Consider the following 19,183-nt stretch of genomic DNA (forward strand, 5'->3'; position numbering starts at 1 on the left):
AAATTACTAAACACATTAAAATATATTAGGTTCTTTAATTATTGCTTTTGTTTAAATTATCCCAACAAGGATCCAAGATCATTAATAAATCAATCAAATTGCTAATTTTTTACCAGTTTAATAAAGTTAGTTGCTGTTGAGAATAAGGACTTTTCTTTCCAATATAAACAAACCTTGTATCATTAGGAGCACTATCTTGAGGTAGTTGGTTCAAAGCTGATGCAAATCCAAAGTGATAATTTGTTTCATCAGTAGGAAAACAATCGCTCTTTATTGCAAATACCTCTAATTTACTAATGGGAAAACTATACAATTTATTATATTTATATACGAATAAGTTATCCGTTTCGAATATGCCACTTGCAGTCAAAAAATTTTGTCGATATTTTTGGGATAATTGATATCTATCCTTTTTATAACTATCCTCTATATCAGGAAATCTTGGTTAAATAGATTTTTTATTACCATTTTTGTCATAAATAACAATATGACGACCTTCAAGTACCGATACAAAATAGAATTTGGCTCGCTATCATCAACAAGTTTAAGTTCAAATATTTCTAATCGCTCTCGTATATTGCCAATTGCATAAAAGCTACAACTTAATAAAAACAACAAACATATCGATACGATTTTTTAACCGCATTTTATTATTTTTCCTGTTCTTTTAACCAAGTAATCTCCTGTGCCCAAATATCTGGATCAATGGTTTCAAGAATGAGTGGGATGTTGTCAATTCTAGGATCTTGCATAATAAATTTAAATGCCTCTTGACCAATGTTTCCTTTACCTAAACTGTCATGTCGGTCAACATGGCTTGCAAGTTCGCTTTTGGCATCGTTCAAATGCATAGCTCGTAAATATTTAAAGCCAACAATCTTTTCAAACTCATCAAACGTTTCTTTGCAGGCTTTTTCGGTTCGTAAATCATAACCAGCAGCAAAGGCGTGACAGGTATCAATACAAACACCCACACGAGTTTTATCTTCAACTTTATCAATTATTTGTGCTAGATGTTCAAATTTATAACCTAAGTTAGATCCTTGCCCAGCCGTATTTTCGATCACAGCAACCACGTTTTGAGTTTTATCTAAAGTGATATTTATGGATTCAGCAATACGCGCTAGACAATCATCAACCGATATTTTTTGTAGGTGACTACCCGGATGAAAGTTTAATAAGGTTAGTCCCAATTGTTCACATCGTTGCATTTCATCTAAAAAAGCGGTTCGTGATTTATCAAGTTGCTCACTGTCAGGGCTACCTAGGTTTATCAGGTAACTATCATGCGGTAAGATCTGTTTACTGCTAAAGCCATACCGTTCACAGCGTTTTTTGAAGCTATCAATCATAGCTGATTCAAGTGGCTTAGCATGCCATTGCCTTTGATTTTTTGTAAATAAAGCAAAAGCTGTTGCGCCAATTTGATAGGCATTGATTGGAGCGTTATCGACTCCTCCTGCTGCGCTAACATGTGCACCAATGTATTTCATATTTTTATGTTCCTGATAATTGGATGTAATGATTAGTTTGAACCGCTATTACGTTGTAATTGATCGCGTAAATTTGGTGGAACTCCCTTAATTACAAGCGTATCAGTTTGCGGATCCCATTTAATTCGTTCACCTAATAAGTCAGAATCAAAACTTAAGGTTAATCCCCCTCCACTACCTGAGAATTTTTTAAGTTGACGCAATGCACTGCGATCAACAGGAAAGGTCTCTTCTAGATCGTAATCGCTATTTTTCACAAATTCAGCAAAATTATTCTCACCATTAGCTGGCAATTCATTAGCCAGATTTTTGAGCTCAATCTCTTCTCCTGCTTGTAATTGAGCTTGGCAATAGTTATAGACATTTTCACGAGCGCTGGTTTTGTCTTGCTTGTCAAACTGCATCTCTTGACAATAATCATCAACAGCTTTTACTAAAGTTTTATTTTGCGCTTTAGCATCTAATCCTTCGCTGGCACCTAGATAGTCCATAAAAAAGTCAGACACTTTGCGCCCTACTCGTCCTTTTAAAAAAGTTAAATAGCGTTTTGAATCTGGTGTAGTTTCCCATTCGGTGATATCAATTCGTGCAATAATATCAGCATGATCGATATCCAAATATTGCGTTTCAGTTATATCAAGCTGTTCATTAACTAACATACTTGAACAGCTATTTAGTACAGCAATAATTAAGTATTCCACAGCTAGATAACGATAATGACAAAAGACCACCGTGCCACCTTCAGCAAAAGGGTATTTAGCTAGTTCATTGCGCAGTTGTTTAGTCGACTCTTGACTAAAATGTAAAAAATCTTGATTGCCTAAACGTAATTCTTTAAGCGATTGTTCAAACAGACTTTCACTTCTAAATAGCCCATAAGCTTTACTTTTATTATTATAAATTCGGTTAATATCTTCAATTAAATTGACAACTGCTTGTTGATTGCTTAGCATTGAATCACGAAGTTGCAGTTCAATTTCAGTGTCATTTTTTCTGATTAATTTATGTAAAATAACTTTTTCTATTTGTACACTCATGTAGAATTCCTGTTTGGGTGGCAAAAGTAAGACTACCACTATTTTATCAAAGCACTAAAAAAGTGCTATCCACAATTTATTAGTCTGATTAGATAACAGTTGATAAATAGATATATTTTATACTAAAACGTATGGTTAATCTGAAACTTCTTTACAAAATGTAATGGTATTTAACAATTATTAATAACGATAATTCTAGTCATCGCGGTTAAAATAATCGGCCAAACTCATTTTTGGTAAGTCAACTGCATAATTGCCATTAGCATAGTGATAATTGATATAATTAACAATGATATTTTTTACTGAAACGTATAGTTAATGTGAATTTTTTTACAACCCGTTATAGCTGGAATAAATAATATGGCAAATCCTCGAGATATTTATAATGATTTTAAAAATAAGAAAATCAGCTTATTATTTTGGCAATATGCACTACCCTCCATTATTGGAACAACTGTTAATACCCTTTATAACATTATTGATGGAGTTTTTATTGGCCATTGGATTGGGCGAGAAGCATTAAGTGGTGCAGGAATTATTTTACCAGTTATGAATCTAGCCGCAGGTATTGGTATGTTAGTCGGTATTGGTTCGGCAAGTCGTATTTCTATATTTTTAGGGCGAGGTGAAATCGATAAAGCCGAAAAAGTTGCTGGCACTTCGTTCATGTTAACTGCGGTACTTAGTGGTATCACTTTAGCGTTATTGCTCTATTTTATTGACCCCGTTTTACATTTTATTGGTTCAAGCCCAACCAATCATGTTTACGCTCGTGAATTTTTAGAAGTGTTTTTACCAGGAAGTATTTTTATAACTTTGACTTTCAACTACAACAATATGATGCGAGCAAGTGGTTATCCTTTTAAAGCTATGGTTACCATGTTTATTAGCGTGATTGCCAATATTATTCTTGCACCAATTTTCATTATCGTTTTAGGTTGGGGCATGCGAGGCGCCGCTTTTGCAACCACCCTATCGATGTTTATAAGCTTTTTATTTGTGATGCAGCATTTTATAAATAAAAACAGTAATATCAAGCTATATCGTCGTAATTTTAAACTTGATTTTGTTTATATTAAATCTATTTTATCTATTGGCATGTCGCCATTTGCCATGCAAGTTGCCGCGTCTATAGTTGTGGTATTCATTAACTGGCAATTAACTCATTATGCACCAATTTCTCACGTTTCAAGTGATGATGCTATTGCAGGATATTCAAATGCAAATCGATTAATAACGCTAATTATCATGATTGTCATTGGTGTTAACCAAGGTATGCAACCAATTATTGGTTATAATTACGGTTCGAAGAATTATAAACGCGTGAAGGAAACTTTTATTTACGCAGTAAAAATTGCGACTGTGATTACAAGTGCTGGGTTTATATTAGGTTGCTTCACACCTGATGTGTTAGTTAGAGCATTCAGTTCTGAAGCGGACTTAGTTGCCATATCAGCAATTGCACTAAGGTATACAACGCTTTCATTTGCGTTTGTTGGTTTCCAAATGGTGACAACAAGCTTTTTCCAATGTATTGGTATGGCTAGAGTTTCTATTTTACTTAGTCTTTCAAGGCAAATTTTAATATTATTGCCAACACTTTATATTTTACCGCTATTTTTCGATTTAGATGGCGTTTGGGCTTCATCACCTACCGCTGACCTTTTATCAACCGGTATCGCTTATGCAGCACTCTACTGGTATTTTAAATCGATTAAAAGTCGGCATTATCCTAAACAAGTTAATTCGTAACATACTAAAATTAGAAAACGAAAGGGGCATTTTGCCCCTTTTAAATTTTAAGAATCTGTATTACTTATTGCTATTAACTTTACTGATTATAATTTGTAACTTGATAAACAAACTCATTGACAAATTTGATGTTCTACACCGCCTTCACATCCTTTTTCAATCAATTCCATTGCTTTGTTATGATCTCTTTTTAGACCTGCAATCCCATTTTCATACATTATACCCAAATTGAACTGAGATTCTGGTTGCCCTTGTTCGGCTGCCTTTTCAAACCAATATCGTGCTTTATTCAGATCTTTATCTATGCCTGCACCCGTTAAATACATATCTCCTAAATGATACTGAGCATTTACAAGACCAAGCTGTGCTGATTTTTCAAATAATTCTTTTGCTTTTAATGGATCTTTAGCAACTCCTCGCCCTTCTTTGTATACACTGGCTAGATTAAATAGAGCATATTTGTCATTTTTTGCAGCACCTTTTTCATAATACTCTTTGGCTTTAGCATAGTCTTGTTCAACAGTTATGGCATTTTCATACATATATCCTAAATTAGATTCAGCCCCAGAATGACCTTGTGCAGCTGCCTTTTCATACCATTCTCTAGCTTTTAACGGATCTTTCTCAACGCCCTCACCTTCAAAGTATCGAACTCCTAGATCATATTGCGCTTTTGGATCATTATTTTCAGTTGCCATTTTTAGCACTTCATCATAAGGAACATTCTTCAATGATTCTTCAACTGCTTGTGCACCAGCAGGTCCCGCTAAAAATAGAAATAGCAAACCAGTAGTAAGTAATTTTTTCATATTCATCATACCTTTTTATTATCTGTGATTTGCTATATTTTGATTAAAATATAGCTTATTCATTTTAACAACATCTAACTAATTATCCAGTATCGTGTAATATTATTTTTTAACTGCTTATTACAGGTATAAAAAGTTGAATGGTATATCTAATTTATATGAATTTTATTATTTAGATAGGAAGAGTTAATCTTTATTACTCGATATACTCTATAGAAAAAATTAATATTTTTGTTATTTATTCAAAATAAAAGGACTATTATTAATTTTATGAAAGTATTCTTGGTTAACTTGCTAAATACAAAAATAAGTATTGATGAGCAACTGATTGAAATAATTGATTTTTTTTATAAAATGACTAAAGAAAATATCAAATGTTTACTTCTTAGCCAAACTTGATAAAGTTACCATAATCAGACAAATAAAGATCAGCAGCATACCAATCCAACCAATTATTGATAAGTATTCACCCACAATTAACATAGCAAGAATTGCGGCAATAACCGGTTCAAGTAGAGTTATGGTTGTTGCCATACTGGCAGAAATTTTTGATAATCCAAAACCGTAGCAAAGATAACCTAAAAACATAGGTATCAATGCCATATAAAATCCAACTGCAATGTTAGTCCATGAAGTAAAAAAAGCAGAGCCAGTTATTAGCATAACAGGAATTAATAGTAATCCTCCACAACCAAAAGTAGCCCCCATTGCAGCTTTAGTATTAATACCTTTTAACATTAATTGTCTAGCTGACCAAGAGTAAAGCGCGTAAGTAAAACCCGCGACTAATCCTAATAAAATACCCAAATAAACATAAGTGTTTTGAATTGTTGTACTTGCATTATCAGAAAAAGCTAACATAACCATTCCAATAATGCCCAATAAAGCTCCCGTAGCCCACTGTTTATTGACTTGAAAATCACGACTGAAATACTCAATTATCGCTGATAAAATTGGGGCTGAACCAATAGATACAACGGTACCTATGGTAACACCTGATAAACGCATGGATGAATAAAAAGCTAAAGGATAGATAGCAACAGCGAATGCTCCAACGATCAAAAATCGACGATACATTACCAATAAAGCGCGATCATGAACAATATTAACGCTAGCCAATCCACATTGTAAAAATCCCCCAATACCCATAGCAAATGAGCCGATAAATAAAGGAGATAAAGTAGGGTCAAACGTCGCTGCTGTGCCTGTTGTGCCCCATAATAGTGATGCCAAAATAACGGCTAAAATACCTAAATATTTATTCATTAAATAATAAATTATTCAATATTTTGTACTTGTTCTCGGATTTGCTCGATTAAGACTTTAAGTTCAATCGCGCTAGCGGTAACATCAGCATTAATTGATTTTGAGGCAATAGTATTTGATTCGCGGTTAAATTCTTGCATCATAAAATCGAGTCTGCGCCCTACTGCTTCGTTTTTCTTTAAAATTGCGTAAGTTTCTTTAACATGAGTCATCAAACGGTCAAGCTCTTCAGCTACGTCAATACGCTGAGCCATCAATACGATTTCTTGTTCTAATCTTGACTTGTCGAGTTCAATATTCGCTTCAGCCAATTTGTTTTGCAGGCGCTCTTTTTGCCATTCAAGTATTTGTGGCATCCATTGACGAATTTTTTCAACTTCTGTCGTAATACTGTCTAAACGTTGGATGATAAGATCACGTAAAACTTCTCCTTCGCGTTCACGTACTACAATTAGTTCATTAATGGCTTCATCCAATGATGCTAAGATTTCTTGTGATATGGTATCAAGATTCTGTTCTTTAGCTGATAGCACACCTGGCCAACGTAATACATCAATAGGGTTAACGTCACCAGATTTATATTCAGTCTGAATCCAATTAACAGCACTAAGAACTTGTTTAGCAAGATCCTGATTTAAAGATAATTCTTGATGTTGCGAAGCAGGATCGAGTTCGAAACGTAAATTGCATTCAATTTTACCGCGAGTCAATCGACCTCGCAGCCGTTCTCGAATAATTGGTTCAAGTGTTCGAAACTGCTCAGGCACACGAATATAGGTTTCCAAGTAACGTTGATTAACTGAACGCAACTCCCAAGAAGCTGTCCCCCAAGATTGGTTAATTTCTTTTCGAGCATAGGCAGTCATACTTGAAATCATAATTGGTTCCTAAATTTATAAAAAACTTGCTGGGCATTGTATCATAAATTCTGTATAATGCGCTCTTAGCTTAGGCTAAACATCAATCCTTTCTTATATTGATGTCCTCCTAAATGATAAATTCAAACATTTTTTTAATATAACAGCTGGAGAATTGCATGCGCCCGTCTGGTCGAGCTGCGGAACAAGTCCGCCCAATCAAAATAACCCGTCATTATACTAAGCATGCAGAAGGTTCTGTATTAGTTGAATTTGGTGAAACCAAAGTACTGTGTAACGCAACGGTTGAGGAAAGTGTACCGCGCTTTTTAAAAGGTCAAAACCAAGGTTGGGTCACAGCAGAATATGGCATGTTACCACGCGCAACCAATTCAAGAACTCAGCGTGAAGCGGCAAAAGGTAAACAAACCGGTCGTACAATGGAAATTCAACGACTCATTGCCCGTTCATTAAGAGCCATGATTGATCTTAAATTACTTGGCGAATATACCATTACCCTAGACTGTGATGTCATTCAAGCCGATGGCGGAACACGAACAGCATCCATCACTGGTGCATGTGTTGCCCTTAATGATGCAATTAATAAAATGATTGCTGATGGTAAATTAAAACAAAACCCAATTAAATCATTGGTTGCAGCTGTCTCTGTCGGAATTGTAGAGGGTCAGGCTGTATGTGATTTGGAATATATTGAAGATTCAAATGCGGATACGGATATGAATGTTATTATGACTGATGACGGACGCATCATCGAAGTACAAGGTACTGCCGAAGGTGAACCATTTAGTCATGATGAATTATTACAACTGCTAGAACTAGCAAAAAAAGGTATTGCAACAATTATTGATGCACAAAGACAAGCCTTAAAAGATTAATTGGAGAGGATCGATGAAATCATATAAAAGTGAGTTTATTGAATTTGCTTTAGATAGGCAAGCACTAAAATTTGGTGAATTCACCTTAAAATCAGGACGAAAAAGCCCTTACTTTTTTAACGCAGGATTGTTTAATACAGGTAAAGATCTGGCTTTATTAGGTCGCTTTTATGCTGCCGCTTTAATGGATGCAAATTTAAACTATGATGTCATCTTCGGTCCAGCCTATAAAGGAATTCCGATTGTTTCATCAACGGTAGTGGCTTTATCTGAACACTACAATGTTGATGTTCCTTATTGCTTCAACCGTAAAGAGGCTAAAGACCATGGTGAAGGCGGTAATCTTGTTGGTAGTACTATCTATCAGCAACGTGTTATGTTAATTGATGATGTAATTACTGCTGGTACCGCAATTCGTGAATCAATGCGAATTTTGGAAGATAATCAATCAAAACTGGCTGGTGTATTAATTTGCCTTGACCGTCAAGAAAAAGGTCGTGGTGAACTATCTGCCATTCAGGAAATCAAACAAACTTATCATTGTGATGTGATTTCGATTATTACTTTAGATGATTTAATCCAATACCTCTACCAAGATCCCTCTCGACAAAACCAAGTTAAACTGGTCGAAAACTATCGTACTCAGTATGGAATATAAAAAGCGTCTTACGACGCTTTTTTACACCTTTTTTCAACTTAAGGTATTTTTTTTACATATCTTAAATTAAACTGTTTGAGATTTTTTGCTAGTAAAGAATTCTATTACTATAGTTCAAAACAACGAATAAACAATTAACTAACAAAATAGTGGAATATAGAATGAAAAAAACATTAATATTTATTATATTACTCAATATTGGAACAAGTTTTACCTGCTATTCAGCAAACATTAGGAATATCAATAATAATGAACCTAAAGTTGAACAATTAATATATGGCAAAAATTTAATTCCCGTTGGAGAAATTGAAGCAAGTGTTACTGATTCAATTAAACTAAAACCAAATACGGTTGAGTTTTCGGTTACATTAGATACAGAGGCTTCAACCCTTGATGAGGCATCAAATATCAATGCTAAAACGATGAAAGAATTTAAGGATTATTTAGCAACACTCAACATTAGAGATAATAATCTAACCACAACCGATTATGGTAGCTATATACAAAATAATTATGAAGAAGTCAGTGAAGAAGATGCTTTATATAAAGCCACCCTCACTCTTTCTATCAACATAAATGATAACGAAAAATTTTTAGAATTAAATAAATTACTTGATAAATACAACATAAATAACGTCCAACGGCTAAATAATAATGAAAAAAACAATTCGTTCTTATTTAGTATCTTTGAAAATGCAATTACTGCAAACAAAGCAAAGGACATGGTGTACCAGAAATACACAACTATAACCAATGAATTAAAAAACATACAACTCGATAATTTCTCGATTATTGAATCAGATACCGAACTTGCCTCCCCCAAAAAAATTGATAAAAAACAGCATCATGCATATAACTCTGTACAAATAAAGATTAATAAACTTGATGCAGTTGAAAAAATTATTGCTAAAGCACAAGAATTAAAAATCAAAGTTAATAATGATATTTTTTATAGTGTTTCACCTGATGCGATTGAGCGAGCAATTAATGATCGTGAAAGACTTTTATTGAATAAGTTAATTAGCAAAGCTGAACGTCTACTGACTAAAGAATATATGGTGGGCGATCCAAAATATCTCGACATGAAAAATGCTAATTACGAACAACAAGCACCAAAACGATGGGAACGCTCCTTTCAAGCAAAGAATATGGCAATGTTATCTGTCGCAAATGATGATGAAGCAAATAAAATTAATATCTATGCTCCACCAGAACTTGAAATACAACTCACTCTTTCTGGCAAATTTGAAACTTTGAAGAAAATTAAAGCTGAATAATTTTTAGAAAAATCATTGTTTTTTAATAATCAATGCATTAAAAAATATTTATTAATTAAAGGATTAATTGTTATATCCACAATTAATCCTTATTTAATTATTTTCCCTACGCAGACAGAACACATAAAAATCATGTAACGATTTATTTTTAAGGTAGTTTTTATTATCATATAATCATCAATCATATATATAAGATGAAAACATAATAGATAAATAGTTATATCTTAGATATCATGCCAACATTAAAATTATCAATTTTTAAAATTGGTCAATGTTAAATAAATAATCTTCTACTTATAATTTTATAAATTTTTTTTCAGGAATTTCAATAAATATGACTTCTACTAATAGTCTTACTGCTACGAGTATACAACAGCGTGAACAACTACAACGTCAAATATGGAAAATCGCAGACGAGGTTCGTGGCGCTGTTGATGGTTGGGATTTTAAGCAATATATTTTAGCTTCATTATTTTATCGTTTTATTAGTGAAAACTTTGCCGATTATATTGAAGGTGGAGATGATAGTATTAATTATGCATCTTTATCTGATGACATTATTACTAAAGAAATAAAACAAGATGCAATAAAAACTAAAGGCTATTTTATCTACCCTTCTCAATTATTTTGTAATGTTGTTGTAAATGCTAATACGAATGAAAGTTTAAATACTGATTTAAAAGCCATTTTCGATGCAATTGAAGGATCTGCTAATGGTTTTCCATCAGAAACAGATATAAAAGGGTTGTTTGCTGATTTTGATACAACCAGTAATCGACTCGGTAATACGGTAGCAGATAAAAATAAACGTTTAGCTGCCGTGCTAAATGGTGTAGCTGAATTAGATTTTGGTGATTTTCAAGAAAACCAAATTGATTTATTTGGTGATGCTTACGAATTTTTGATCTCTAAATATGCATCAAATGCTGGTAAGTCGGGTGGTGAATTTTTTACCCCAACCAATGTATCTAAACTAATCTCACAATTAGCACTACATAATCAAAAAACAGTAAATAAAATCTACGACCCTGCTGCTGGTTCAGGTTCATTACTATTACAGGCTAAAAAACAATTTGACAAACATATCATTGAAGATGGTTTTTATGGGCAAGAGATTAATCACACTACCTATAATCTAGCTCGTATGAATATGTTTTTACATAATATTAATTATGATAAGTTTGAAATAACACTAGGCGATACTTTGCTTAATCCACAATTCAAAGATGAAAAACCATTTGATGCTATAGTATCAAATCCTCCATACTCAATTAAATGGGTAGGCAGTGATGATACAACCTTGATTAATGATGAACGCTATGCACCAGCAGGAGTTTTAGCACCGAAATCTAAAGCCGATTTTGCATTCATTATGCATTCTTTAAGCTACCTATCCCAAAAAGGACGTGCAGCCATTGTTACTTTTCCCGGTATCTTTTATAGAGGCGGTGCAGAACAAAAGATTCGTCAATATTTAGTCGAACATAATTATGTTGAAACCATAATCTCGTTAGCACCTAATTTATTTTATGGCACATCCATTGCAGTAAATATTATAGTATTATCCAAAAATAAACCAGATAGCTCAGTACAATTCATTGATGCCAGTGAATTATTCAAAAAAGAGACCAACAACAATATATTAACCGATGAACATATTGCCACTATTATACAAGCATTCGATAACAAACAAGATGTTGAGCATTTTGCCAAGTCAATTGAAAAACAAACCATTATTGATAACGAATATAATTTAGCTGTAAGTTCTTATGTCGAAACTAAAGACACTCGTGAAATTATCGATATTAAAAAACTGAATGCTGAAATTACAGAAATAGTCACTAAAATAGATCAACTGCGTTACCAAATTGATGCAATTGTTGCGGAGATCGAATCATGATTGATGCAAATACTATAAAGAGCCTACTTAAAGGAGTTGATGTTAAGTGGATGTATTTGAAAAATGTATCGGAGATTGGCACTGGCAGTTCAAACCGTCAGGATGAAAATGAAAATGGAATATATCCTTTTTATGTTCGCTCCAAAAATGTATTGAGAGCAACTAATTATGAATTTGATGAGAAAGCTATTATTATTCCAGGTGAAGGAGGAATAGGCGAAATTTTTCACTACATAGATGGTAAATATGCTCTACATCAAAGAGCATACCGAATTAGTCCAATATTGAAAGAATTAAATACTAAATTTCTGTTTTATTATATGTCAGAGGCTTTTAAAAAATACATTTTAAGTAAAAGTGTTGGAGCTACATCTGTATCAATAAGAAAACCAATGCTAGAAAAATTTTCAATACCTTTAATTCCTTTAGATATACAAAACAAAATTGTCAATATACTTGACACATTTACAGCATTAACAACCGAGTTAACAACCGAGTTAACAACCGAGCTTAATACAAGATTAAAACAATACAATTATTATCGTGATAAATTATTATCATTTGCTGAAGATGAAATAGAACATAAAAAATTGGGTGAAATTTTGGTGCGCACTAAAGGGACTAAAATTACAGCTAATGAAATGAAGAAAATACATAAAGACAAAGCCGAAGTAAAAATTTTTGCTGGAGGAAAAACATTTGCTTTTGTTGATTATGAGGATATTCCACTAAAAAATATAAATAAAGAACCATCGATAATTGTAAAATCTAGAGGTATTATTGAGTTCGAATTTTATGACAAACCATTCTCCCATAAAAATGAAATGTGGTCTTATCACTCAAAAAATAAAAACATTAATATTAAATATATATATTATTATTTAAAAAATAAGGAAAAATTCTTTCAACAAATCGGAAGCAAAATGCAGATGCCTCAAATTTCTATTTCAGATACTGATGGTTTTGTAATTCCAATCCCACCTCTTTCTAAACAAAAACAGATCGTGGAAATATTGGATAAATTTGATACATTAGCCAATTCTATTGCTGAAGGCTTGCCTCGTGAGATTGAATTACGGCAAAAACAATATGAATATTATCGTAACTTATTATTAGATTTTCCTAAATCATAATGCTAATAATAAAGGTATATATAAAAATACATAAAAACATTACAACACTATAAATTGATACCATTAATGCAATAAAAGATTTAGGATTATCGAATGTTTATTCGATGATTTAATTAAAAATATAATACTAAACAAATGGAATGGATGATGACTATTTACACAAAACCAATTGCAGAAACTAATAACTATATCATTTTAGATAATTATAATAAACTTGAAGAACCGACAGTTGCTTATCAAACTGAAGCCCAATTGGAAAATGAATTTATTCATGATTTGACTCAACAAGGTTATGAATACCTGCCAATGTTAAATAATCATGATAAATTATTAGCTAACATTCGAGTACAACTTGAAAAATTAAATAATATTCAATTTAGTAATTCTGAATGGCAACGTTTTGTTGAAGAATATTTAGATAAACCCAATGAATCTATGATCGATAAAAGTCGAAAAGTCCATCAAAATCATATTTATGATTTTGTTTTTGATGACGGGCATATTCAAAATATCCATATTTTAGATAAAAAAGATGTCACGAAAAACAAACTGCAAGTAATCAATCAATTCGAACAGAATGGCACTTATGCAAATCGTTATGATGTGACCATTTTAGTTAATGGGTTACCACTGGTGCAAGTAGAGTTAAAAAAACGTGGTATAGCTATTCGTGAAGCCTTTAACCAAATTCACCGTTACAGCAAAGAAAGTTTCAATGAAGACAATTCGTTATTTAAATATTTACAGATGTTTGTAATTTCCAATGGTACCGATACCCGTTACTTTGCTAATACAACCCAAAGAGATAAAAATAGTTTCGATTTTACGATGAATTGGGCTAACGTTAAAAATGAACCTATCAAAGATCTGAAAGATTTTACTGCAACCTTTTTTGCTAATCGTACATTATTGAATGTATTAATCACCTATACTGTATTAGATATCAATGATACTTTATTGATCATGCGTCCCTATCAAATTGCAGCAACCGAACGAATTTTATGGAAAATTATTAGTGCTTATAACTCAAAAAAATGGAGCACTTTACAAGCTAGTGGTTTTGTTTGGCATACTACAGGCTCAGGTAAAACACTTACCAGTTTTAAAACTGCTCGTTTAGCGACTGAATTAGATTTTATTGATAAAGTCTTTTTTGTGGTTGATCGTAAAGATCTTGATTACCAAACCATGAAAGAGTATCGTAAATTTTCTCCTGATAGTGTTAATGGTTCTAACAGTACGGCTGGTCTTAAACGCAATATTGAGAAACAAGATAATAAAATTATTGTAACAACGATTCAAAAACTGAATAATTTGATGAAGAGTGAATCAAATCTGGCAATTTATGATAAACATGTTGTATTTATTTTTGATGAAGCACATCGTTCCCAATTCGGTGAGGCTCAAAAAAAATTAAAGCGAAAATTTAAAAAATATTATGAATTTGGCTTCACTGGAACACCTATTATGCCTGATAATTCACAAGGTACTCTTACCACTCAAGATATCTTTGGTCGGGAATTACATGCTTATGTCATTACAGATGCCATTCGAGATGAAAAAGTTTTAAAGTTTAAAGTTGATTACAATGACGTAAGGCCAAAATTCAAATCGATTGAAAAAGAACAGAATTTAGATAAATTAACAGCAGCAGAAAATAAAAAAGCCTTACTTCACCCGCAACGTATTGAGCAAATTAGTCAATATATATTATCTAGTTTTAAACAAAAAACTCATCGCTTAGTTGCTAACGGTAAAGGTTTTAATGCTATGTTTGCTGTTAGTAGCATTGAAGCAGCAAAACTTTATTATCAATCATTTAAAAAACTACAACAGAATTCGTCTTATCCTTTAAAAATTGCTACTATTTTTTCTTATTCAGCCAATGAAGAACAAGACGCTTTAAATAGTATCCCTGATGAAAGTTTTGAAATTGATGCAATGAATCAAAGCGCTAAAGAATTTTTAGCTACGGTTATTGAAGATTACAATAAGTTATTTAAAACTAGTTATAATGTTAGTAGCGAAGAGTTCCAAAATTATTATCGAGATTTATCGTTGAGAGTAAAAAATCAAGATATCGATTTACTTATTGTTGTTGGTATGTTCTTAACTGGCTTTGATGCGCCAAAGCTTAATACATTATATGTTGATAAAAACTTACGTTATCATGGTTTGATTCAAGCTTTTTCACGTACTAATCGTATCTATAATGCAACCAAAACATTCGGCAACATTGTGGCATTTCGTGATTTAGAACAAGCAACAATTGATGCTATTAAATTATTTGGTAAAAGTAATACTCGAGAAGTTGTACTTGAAAAAAGTTATGATGAGTATATGGAAGGTTTCGCAGAGAGTCGTTCAAATGAAGTTCCGAATGGTTATTTATCCATAATTAATCAACTCCAAGAAGACTTTCCTCACCCTGATGAAATTATTACCGAAAAAGATAAAAAAGCCTTCGTTAAACTTTTTAGTGAATATTTGAAGGTTGATAATATATTACAAAACTATGATGAATATGTAACATTAAAAGCATTTCAGCAATTAGATATTTCAAATACTCAAGCAGTTGAACAATTCAAAGAGCAATATTATGTGACTGATGAAGATATTGAAAAAATGCAAATGATAAGTATACCTTCTGAACGCACTATTCAAAATTATCTTTCAACCTATAATGATATTCGTGATTGGCTTTATCGTGAAAAAAATGTCGCTGAACAGCAAGAGCAAACTCTTGATTGGGATGATATAACATTTGAAGTTGATTTATTAAAATCACAAGAGATTAATTTAGATTATATTCTTGAATTAATATATGAGCAAAATGAACAGAAAAAAGCAAAACAAGATATTATAGATAATACCAAACGATTAATAAAATCCAGTTTTGAAAATCGAGCTAAAGAAGAATTAGTGATTGAATTTGTTGAACAGACTGATTTAAATACTATTCCTGACAAAGCTTCAATTATTGATGCATTTTTTCAATTTGCACAACAAGAGTTACAAAATGAATTTTATGCATTAATTAAAGAAGAAAATTTAAATGAAGAAGCTACTAAGCGATATATCGCAACATCTTTAAAGCGTGAATTCGCTAGTGAAAATGGTACAGAACTTAATGAAATATTACCTAAAATGAGTCCTTTAAATCCACAATATCTAATTAAAAAACGAAATGTTTTTGAAAAAATTGCTGCATTAATTGAGAAATTTAAAGGTGTTGGTGGCATAAATTAATCATAAAAACATAAAAAGAGAAATAACTAATATTATTTCTCTTTTTAAATTAAATACTTAATGTTTAGTTATTTTGAATTACTTTGCACATAAAACTTAGCATTGTCGTAATGATATATGATGGTTGAAAAATCAAATGGTTCGCCAGCACTGGTGTAAAAAATTTCTTCAACACATAGAGCAGGGTCGCCTGCACTTAATCCTAAATAGTTCGCGGTCTGCTCGTCTAATTTAATCGCTTTAAAATATTTGTCAGAAAAACCGATATTAATTTTTAATATATCTTTTATGTAACTAAATATGGAGTGTTCGGCAATCTCTTTGTTTAAATAACCCACCATTTTTTTTCGATAGTAAGATCTTTCAAGTGCATAAATTTTATCTTCGAACTTACGTAACCGTTTAATAAAATAGATCTCTTCTCCATCTTCACATTGTAGATTTTGTTTGACTTGCGAACTCGGTTGAACGATATCAACATTAAACACTTGTGAAGAATTTGGTGAATTGTTTAAATCAACACTAAAACCATGACTTTCCAAAAAATTCAGATAACCTCGTTTTTGCAGTTGTCGAACAAAAATACCACTACCTTGGACTTGATATATGACGCCGTGCCTTTCTAAGCAGTTTAGTGCTTTAATAATGGTTGTTCGACTAACTTGATATTGATTAATTAAACCTTCGATATTAGGCAGTTGGGTATCTTTAGGCAAATTTTGTTGATAAATTGCTTGCTGAATTTTCTTTGCCACATCTCGGTATTTTAGCATTCGTACTCTTTATTATTATTGCGATAAATAGGTTTTATTGTATACCCACAGTTAAATTAATAAATAAAAATCGTTTTAAAACGAGATCTGGATCACAAACAATAAAATTGGTCATTAACAATTTTTTATTTAGGGATAATATAAGCTTTCTAAACTGATGAAAGGAGTTAAATGAATGTCATCTAAAATTAGAGATTATAATAAATTAGCCGTTGATATATTAAATGAATTGGGTGGTGAAAATAATATTGTAACTGTCGCTCGTTGTACTACCCGTTTGCGTATTGTAACGCAAAAAACACCTGACCAAGCCAAGGAAGCTATAGCCAAAATGCCAGGTGTGATTACTGTTGTTGAAAAAGGCGGTCAAATACAGATCGTTATCGGTACAAATGTTGAAAAAGTTTATAATGCTTTTATTCAACTTATCAATACCGATAACAAGATTGCCAAAAATGCACAAAGCGGTATTTTAAATCGTGTTATTGCAACTATGTCAGCTGTATTTGCACCATTTGTATATGTACTAGCTGCATCGGGAATTTTACAAGGGATCTTGATTTTAATTAAGTTAGCCTTCCCTGAATTTGAAGCCACCGGTACTTGTCAAGTTTTTAACTTTATTTCTTGGGCACCGTTTGCTTTTTTACCTATTTTTATTGCCATTACCGCATCTCAACATTTTCGATGCAACATTTATATTGCGGTAGCTTGTTGTGCTGCCTTACTTTCACCGACTTGGGCAGAGCTTGCTGCGATGATAAAAGCAGGTCAAGAAATTAATCTATTTGGCTTAGCATTGTCTGAAACGACCTACACATCAACGGTCTTACCGCCTCTGTTTTTAGTTTGGTTACTTTCTTATTTAGAGCGTTTTTTAGAGCCTCGTTTACATAGCATCATTAAACCATTAGTAATGCCATTAATCTGCTTAGTGATTATGGTTCCATTAACTTTAGTGGCTATTGGGCCGATTACTGCTGGTGCTGCACACTATATTGCTAGCGGATATAACTGGATTGTTAATCTTGCACCATCAATAGCAGGTGGAATGATCGGTGCGGTTTGGCAGGTATTTGTTATTTTTGGTGTGCATTGGGGGATTACGCCAGTCATTATTGAGAATATCAATCAATATGGACAAGACTCTTTCCAAGCTTATCAAACCATCGCAGTTATTGGTCAAGTTGGCGCCGCATTAGGTTTTTATATAAAAACTCGAAGCAAGGACATGAAAGGGGTATCTTTATCGGCTTTTGTTACAGGTCTATTTGGTATCACTGAGCCCGCTATCTATGGTGTAAACTTACGCTTCAAAAGACCATTTATTTATGGTTGTATTTGTGGTGCACTTGGCGGCATTGCAGCAGGATTTTTCACACCTTATTATTATACCTATGCAGCATTACCGGGTCCTTTGACTATTGTCAATGCGATTAGTGCAGACCATCCTGGATCATTTATCGGTGTCTTAATTGGTTCAGCAATTGCGTTATTTGGGCCGGTTATTCTTATCCAAATTTTTGGCACAAATGAAACTCAACAAAGTAATGCTACTACAGAGAATGAAGCATCTAATATAGAAAACGATACACCTAAAATTGTAATTGGTGAGATCGATGTGACTAGCCCGATGATCGGTAAAGCATTACCATTAAGTGAAGTACCTGACCCTGCTTTTTCGCAAAAACTTATGGGTGAAGGTATTGCCATTGAACCAACTGATAATAACGTTTATGCTCCTTATGATGGCGAAGTAACCGCTGTGTTTGAAGCATCAAAACACGCTATTGGTTTAGTTTTAGATAATGGTGTTGAATTATTAATTCACGTAGGTATTGATACAGTTAATTTAACCAACAATGAATTTCAATACCACGTTAAGTTGAATCAAAAAGTGAAAAAAGGTGATCGACTGATTAGCTTTGATCCTCAAGCAATTAAACAAGCAGGTTACCCATTAATTACTCCAATTATTATTGTAAATACTGATCAATACCAAGTAATTACATTAACAGAAAAAACTGAAGTAAATCTTGATGATAACATTTTTGAAATAAAGCAATAACAAGGAACCAAAAAA

14 protein-coding genes are annotated in these 19,183 nt (G+C 32.6%); 8 read left to right on the forward strand and 6 right to left on the reverse strand.

The window, feature by feature from the left end:
• Nucleotides 1-650: 650 nt before the first annotated feature.
• Nucleotides 651-1,493, reverse strand: coding sequence for a deoxyribonuclease IV (gene nfo / locus GAPWK_RS08575; RefSeq protein WP_025315824.1), 843 nt, complete (start codon nucleotides 1,491-1,493; stop codon nucleotides 651-653).
• 32 nt (nucleotides 1,494-1,525) lie between these two features.
• Nucleotides 1,526-2,530: a nucleoid-associated protein YejK gene (yejK, locus tag GAPWK_RS08580; RefSeq protein ID WP_025315825.1), complete on the reverse strand. Its 1,005-nt coding sequence runs from the start codon at nucleotides 2,528-2,530 to the stop codon at nucleotides 1,526-1,528.
• Between the two features lie 360 nt (nucleotides 2,531-2,890).
• On the opposite strand from yejK, the gene GAPWK_RS08585 reads away from it, so the two are divergent.
• Nucleotides 2,891-4,282, forward strand: a complete 1,392-nt coding sequence (locus GAPWK_RS08585; protein ID WP_025315826.1) for an MATE family efflux transporter — start codon at nucleotides 2,891-2,893, stop codon at nucleotides 4,280-4,282.
• 113 nt (nucleotides 4,283-4,395) lie between these two features.
• Here GAPWK_RS08585 and GAPWK_RS08590 read toward each other — a convergent pair whose 3' ends face one another.
• The 3 genes from GAPWK_RS08590 to GAPWK_RS08600 all read right to left on the reverse strand — a co-directional run bounded on the left by GAPWK_RS08590 (nucleotide 4,396) and on the right by GAPWK_RS08600 (nucleotide 7,235).
• Nucleotides 4,396-5,091, reverse strand: a complete 696-nt coding sequence (locus GAPWK_RS08590) for a tetratricopeptide repeat protein (protein WP_025315827.1) — start codon at nucleotides 5,089-5,091, stop codon at nucleotides 4,396-4,398.
• Between the two features lie 378 nt (nucleotides 5,092-5,469).
• Nucleotides 5,470-6,357, reverse strand: coding sequence for a DMT family transporter (locus GAPWK_RS08595; protein ID WP_038517414.1), 888 nt, complete (start codon nucleotides 6,355-6,357; stop codon nucleotides 5,470-5,472).
• An 11-nt stretch (nucleotides 6,358-6,368) separates the two neighbouring features.
• Entirely contained in the window at nucleotides 6,369-7,235 is an 867-nt protein-coding gene (locus GAPWK_RS08600; protein WP_025315828.1) for a YicC/YloC family endoribonuclease, read from the reverse strand.
• A gap of 158 nt (nucleotides 7,236-7,393) precedes the next feature.
• Between GAPWK_RS08600 and rph the strand changes: the two genes are divergently transcribed.
• From rph to GAPWK_RS08630, 6 genes are all read left to right on the forward strand, one after another.
• Nucleotides 7,394-8,110 (forward strand): ribonuclease PH, encoded by a 717-nt coding sequence (gene rph, locus GAPWK_RS08605; RefSeq protein WP_025315829.1) that lies wholly within the window; start codon nucleotides 7,394-7,396, stop codon nucleotides 8,108-8,110.
• 13 nt (nucleotides 8,111-8,123) lie between these two features.
• Nucleotides 8,124-8,768 carry an orotate phosphoribosyltransferase gene (gene pyrE, locus GAPWK_RS08610; RefSeq protein WP_025315830.1) on the forward strand — a complete coding sequence of 215 codons (645 nt, stop codon included), beginning with the start codon at nucleotides 8,124-8,126 and terminating at the stop codon, nucleotides 8,766-8,768.
• A gap of 161 nt (nucleotides 8,769-8,929) precedes the next feature.
• Nucleotides 8,930-10,045 (forward strand): SIMPL domain-containing protein, encoded by a 1,116-nt coding sequence (locus GAPWK_RS08615; RefSeq protein WP_025315831.1) that lies wholly within the window; start codon nucleotides 8,930-8,932, stop codon nucleotides 10,043-10,045.
• 334 nt (nucleotides 10,046-10,379) lie between these two features.
• Complete coding sequence (locus GAPWK_RS08620; RefSeq protein WP_025315832.1) at nucleotides 10,380-11,945, forward strand: type I restriction-modification system subunit M; 1,566 nt, start codon at nucleotides 10,380-10,382, stop codon at nucleotides 11,943-11,945.
• Nucleotides 11,945-13,078: a restriction endonuclease subunit S gene (locus tag GAPWK_RS08625; protein WP_407919857.1), complete on the forward strand. Its 1,134-nt coding sequence runs from the start codon at nucleotides 11,945-11,947 to the stop codon at nucleotides 13,076-13,078. Before GAPWK_RS08620 ends, GAPWK_RS08625 begins: the two co-directional genes overlap by 1 nt.
• Before the next feature lie 147 nt (nucleotides 13,079-13,225).
• Entirely contained in the window at nucleotides 13,226-16,327 is a 3,102-nt protein-coding gene (locus GAPWK_RS08630; protein ID WP_025315834.1) for a type I restriction endonuclease subunit R, read from the forward strand.
• Between the two features lie 68 nt (nucleotides 16,328-16,395).
• On the opposite strand, the gene GAPWK_RS08635 is transcribed toward GAPWK_RS08630, so the two are convergent.
• Nucleotides 16,396-17,100, reverse strand: coding sequence for a GntR family transcriptional regulator (locus GAPWK_RS08635; RefSeq protein WP_025315835.1), 705 nt, complete (start codon nucleotides 17,098-17,100; stop codon nucleotides 16,396-16,398).
• 175 nt (nucleotides 17,101-17,275) lie between these two features.
• On the opposite strand from GAPWK_RS08635, the gene GAPWK_RS08640 reads away from it, so the two are divergent.
• The gene (locus GAPWK_RS08640) at nucleotides 17,276-19,168 is read left to right on the forward strand and encodes a glucose PTS transporter subunit IIA (protein ID WP_025315836.1); all 1,893 of its coding nucleotides are present in this window, start codon (nucleotides 17,276-17,278) and stop codon (nucleotides 19,166-19,168) included.
• Nucleotides 19,169-19,183 lie beyond the last annotated feature (15 nt).

The sequence above is a fragment of the Gilliamella apicola genome, from assembly GCF_000599985.1.
In the GTDB taxonomy this organism is placed as follows: domain Bacteria; phylum Pseudomonadota; class Gammaproteobacteria; order Enterobacterales; family Orbaceae; genus Gilliamella; species Gilliamella apicola.

What these genes read in the sequence shown, in the direction of transcription:
- nfo (WP_025315824.1), bottom strand. Translation starts at nt 1,493, where the DNA reads ATGAAATACATTGGTGCACATGTTAGCGCAGCAGGAGGAGTCGATAAC.
- GAPWK_RS08595 (WP_038517414.1), bottom strand. Translation starts at nt 6,357, where the DNA reads ATGAATAAATATTTAGGTATTTTAGCCGTTATTTTGGCATCACTATTA.
- GAPWK_RS08600 (WP_025315828.1), bottom strand. Translation starts at nt 7,235, where the DNA reads ATGATTTCAAGTATGACTGCCTATGCTCGAAAAGAAATTAACCAATCT.
- rph (WP_025315829.1), top strand. Translation starts at nt 7,394, where the DNA reads ATGCGCCCGTCTGGTCGAGCTGCGGAACAAGTCCGCCCAATCAAAATA.
- GAPWK_RS08620 (WP_025315832.1), top strand. Translation starts at nt 10,380, where the DNA reads ATGACTTCTACTAATAGTCTTACTGCTACGAGTATACAACAGCGTGAA.
- GAPWK_RS08585 (WP_025315826.1), top strand. Translation starts at nt 2,891, where the DNA reads ATGGCAAATCCTCGAGATATTTATAATGATTTTAAAAATAAGAAAATC.
- GAPWK_RS08630 (WP_025315834.1), top strand. Translation starts at nt 13,226, where the DNA reads ATGACTATTTACACAAAACCAATTGCAGAAACTAATAACTATATCATT.
- GAPWK_RS08640 (WP_025315836.1), top strand. Translation starts at nt 17,276, where the DNA reads ATGTCATCTAAAATTAGAGATTATAATAAATTAGCCGTTGATATATTA.
- pyrE (WP_025315830.1), top strand. Translation starts at nt 8,124, where the DNA reads ATGAAATCATATAAAAGTGAGTTTATTGAATTTGCTTTAGATAGGCAA.
- GAPWK_RS08635 (WP_025315835.1), bottom strand. Translation starts at nt 17,100, where the DNA reads ATGCTAAAATACCGAGATGTGGCAAAGAAAATTCAGCAAGCAATTTAT.
- yejK (WP_025315825.1), bottom strand. Translation starts at nt 2,530, where the DNA reads ATGAGTGTACAAATAGAAAAAGTTATTTTACATAAATTAATCAGAAAA.
- GAPWK_RS08590 (WP_025315827.1), bottom strand. Translation starts at nt 5,091, where the DNA reads ATGAAAAAATTACTTACTACTGGTTTGCTATTTCTATTTTTAGCGGGA.
- GAPWK_RS08615 (WP_025315831.1), top strand. Translation starts at nt 8,930, where the DNA reads ATGAAAAAAACATTAATATTTATTATATTACTCAATATTGGAACAAGT.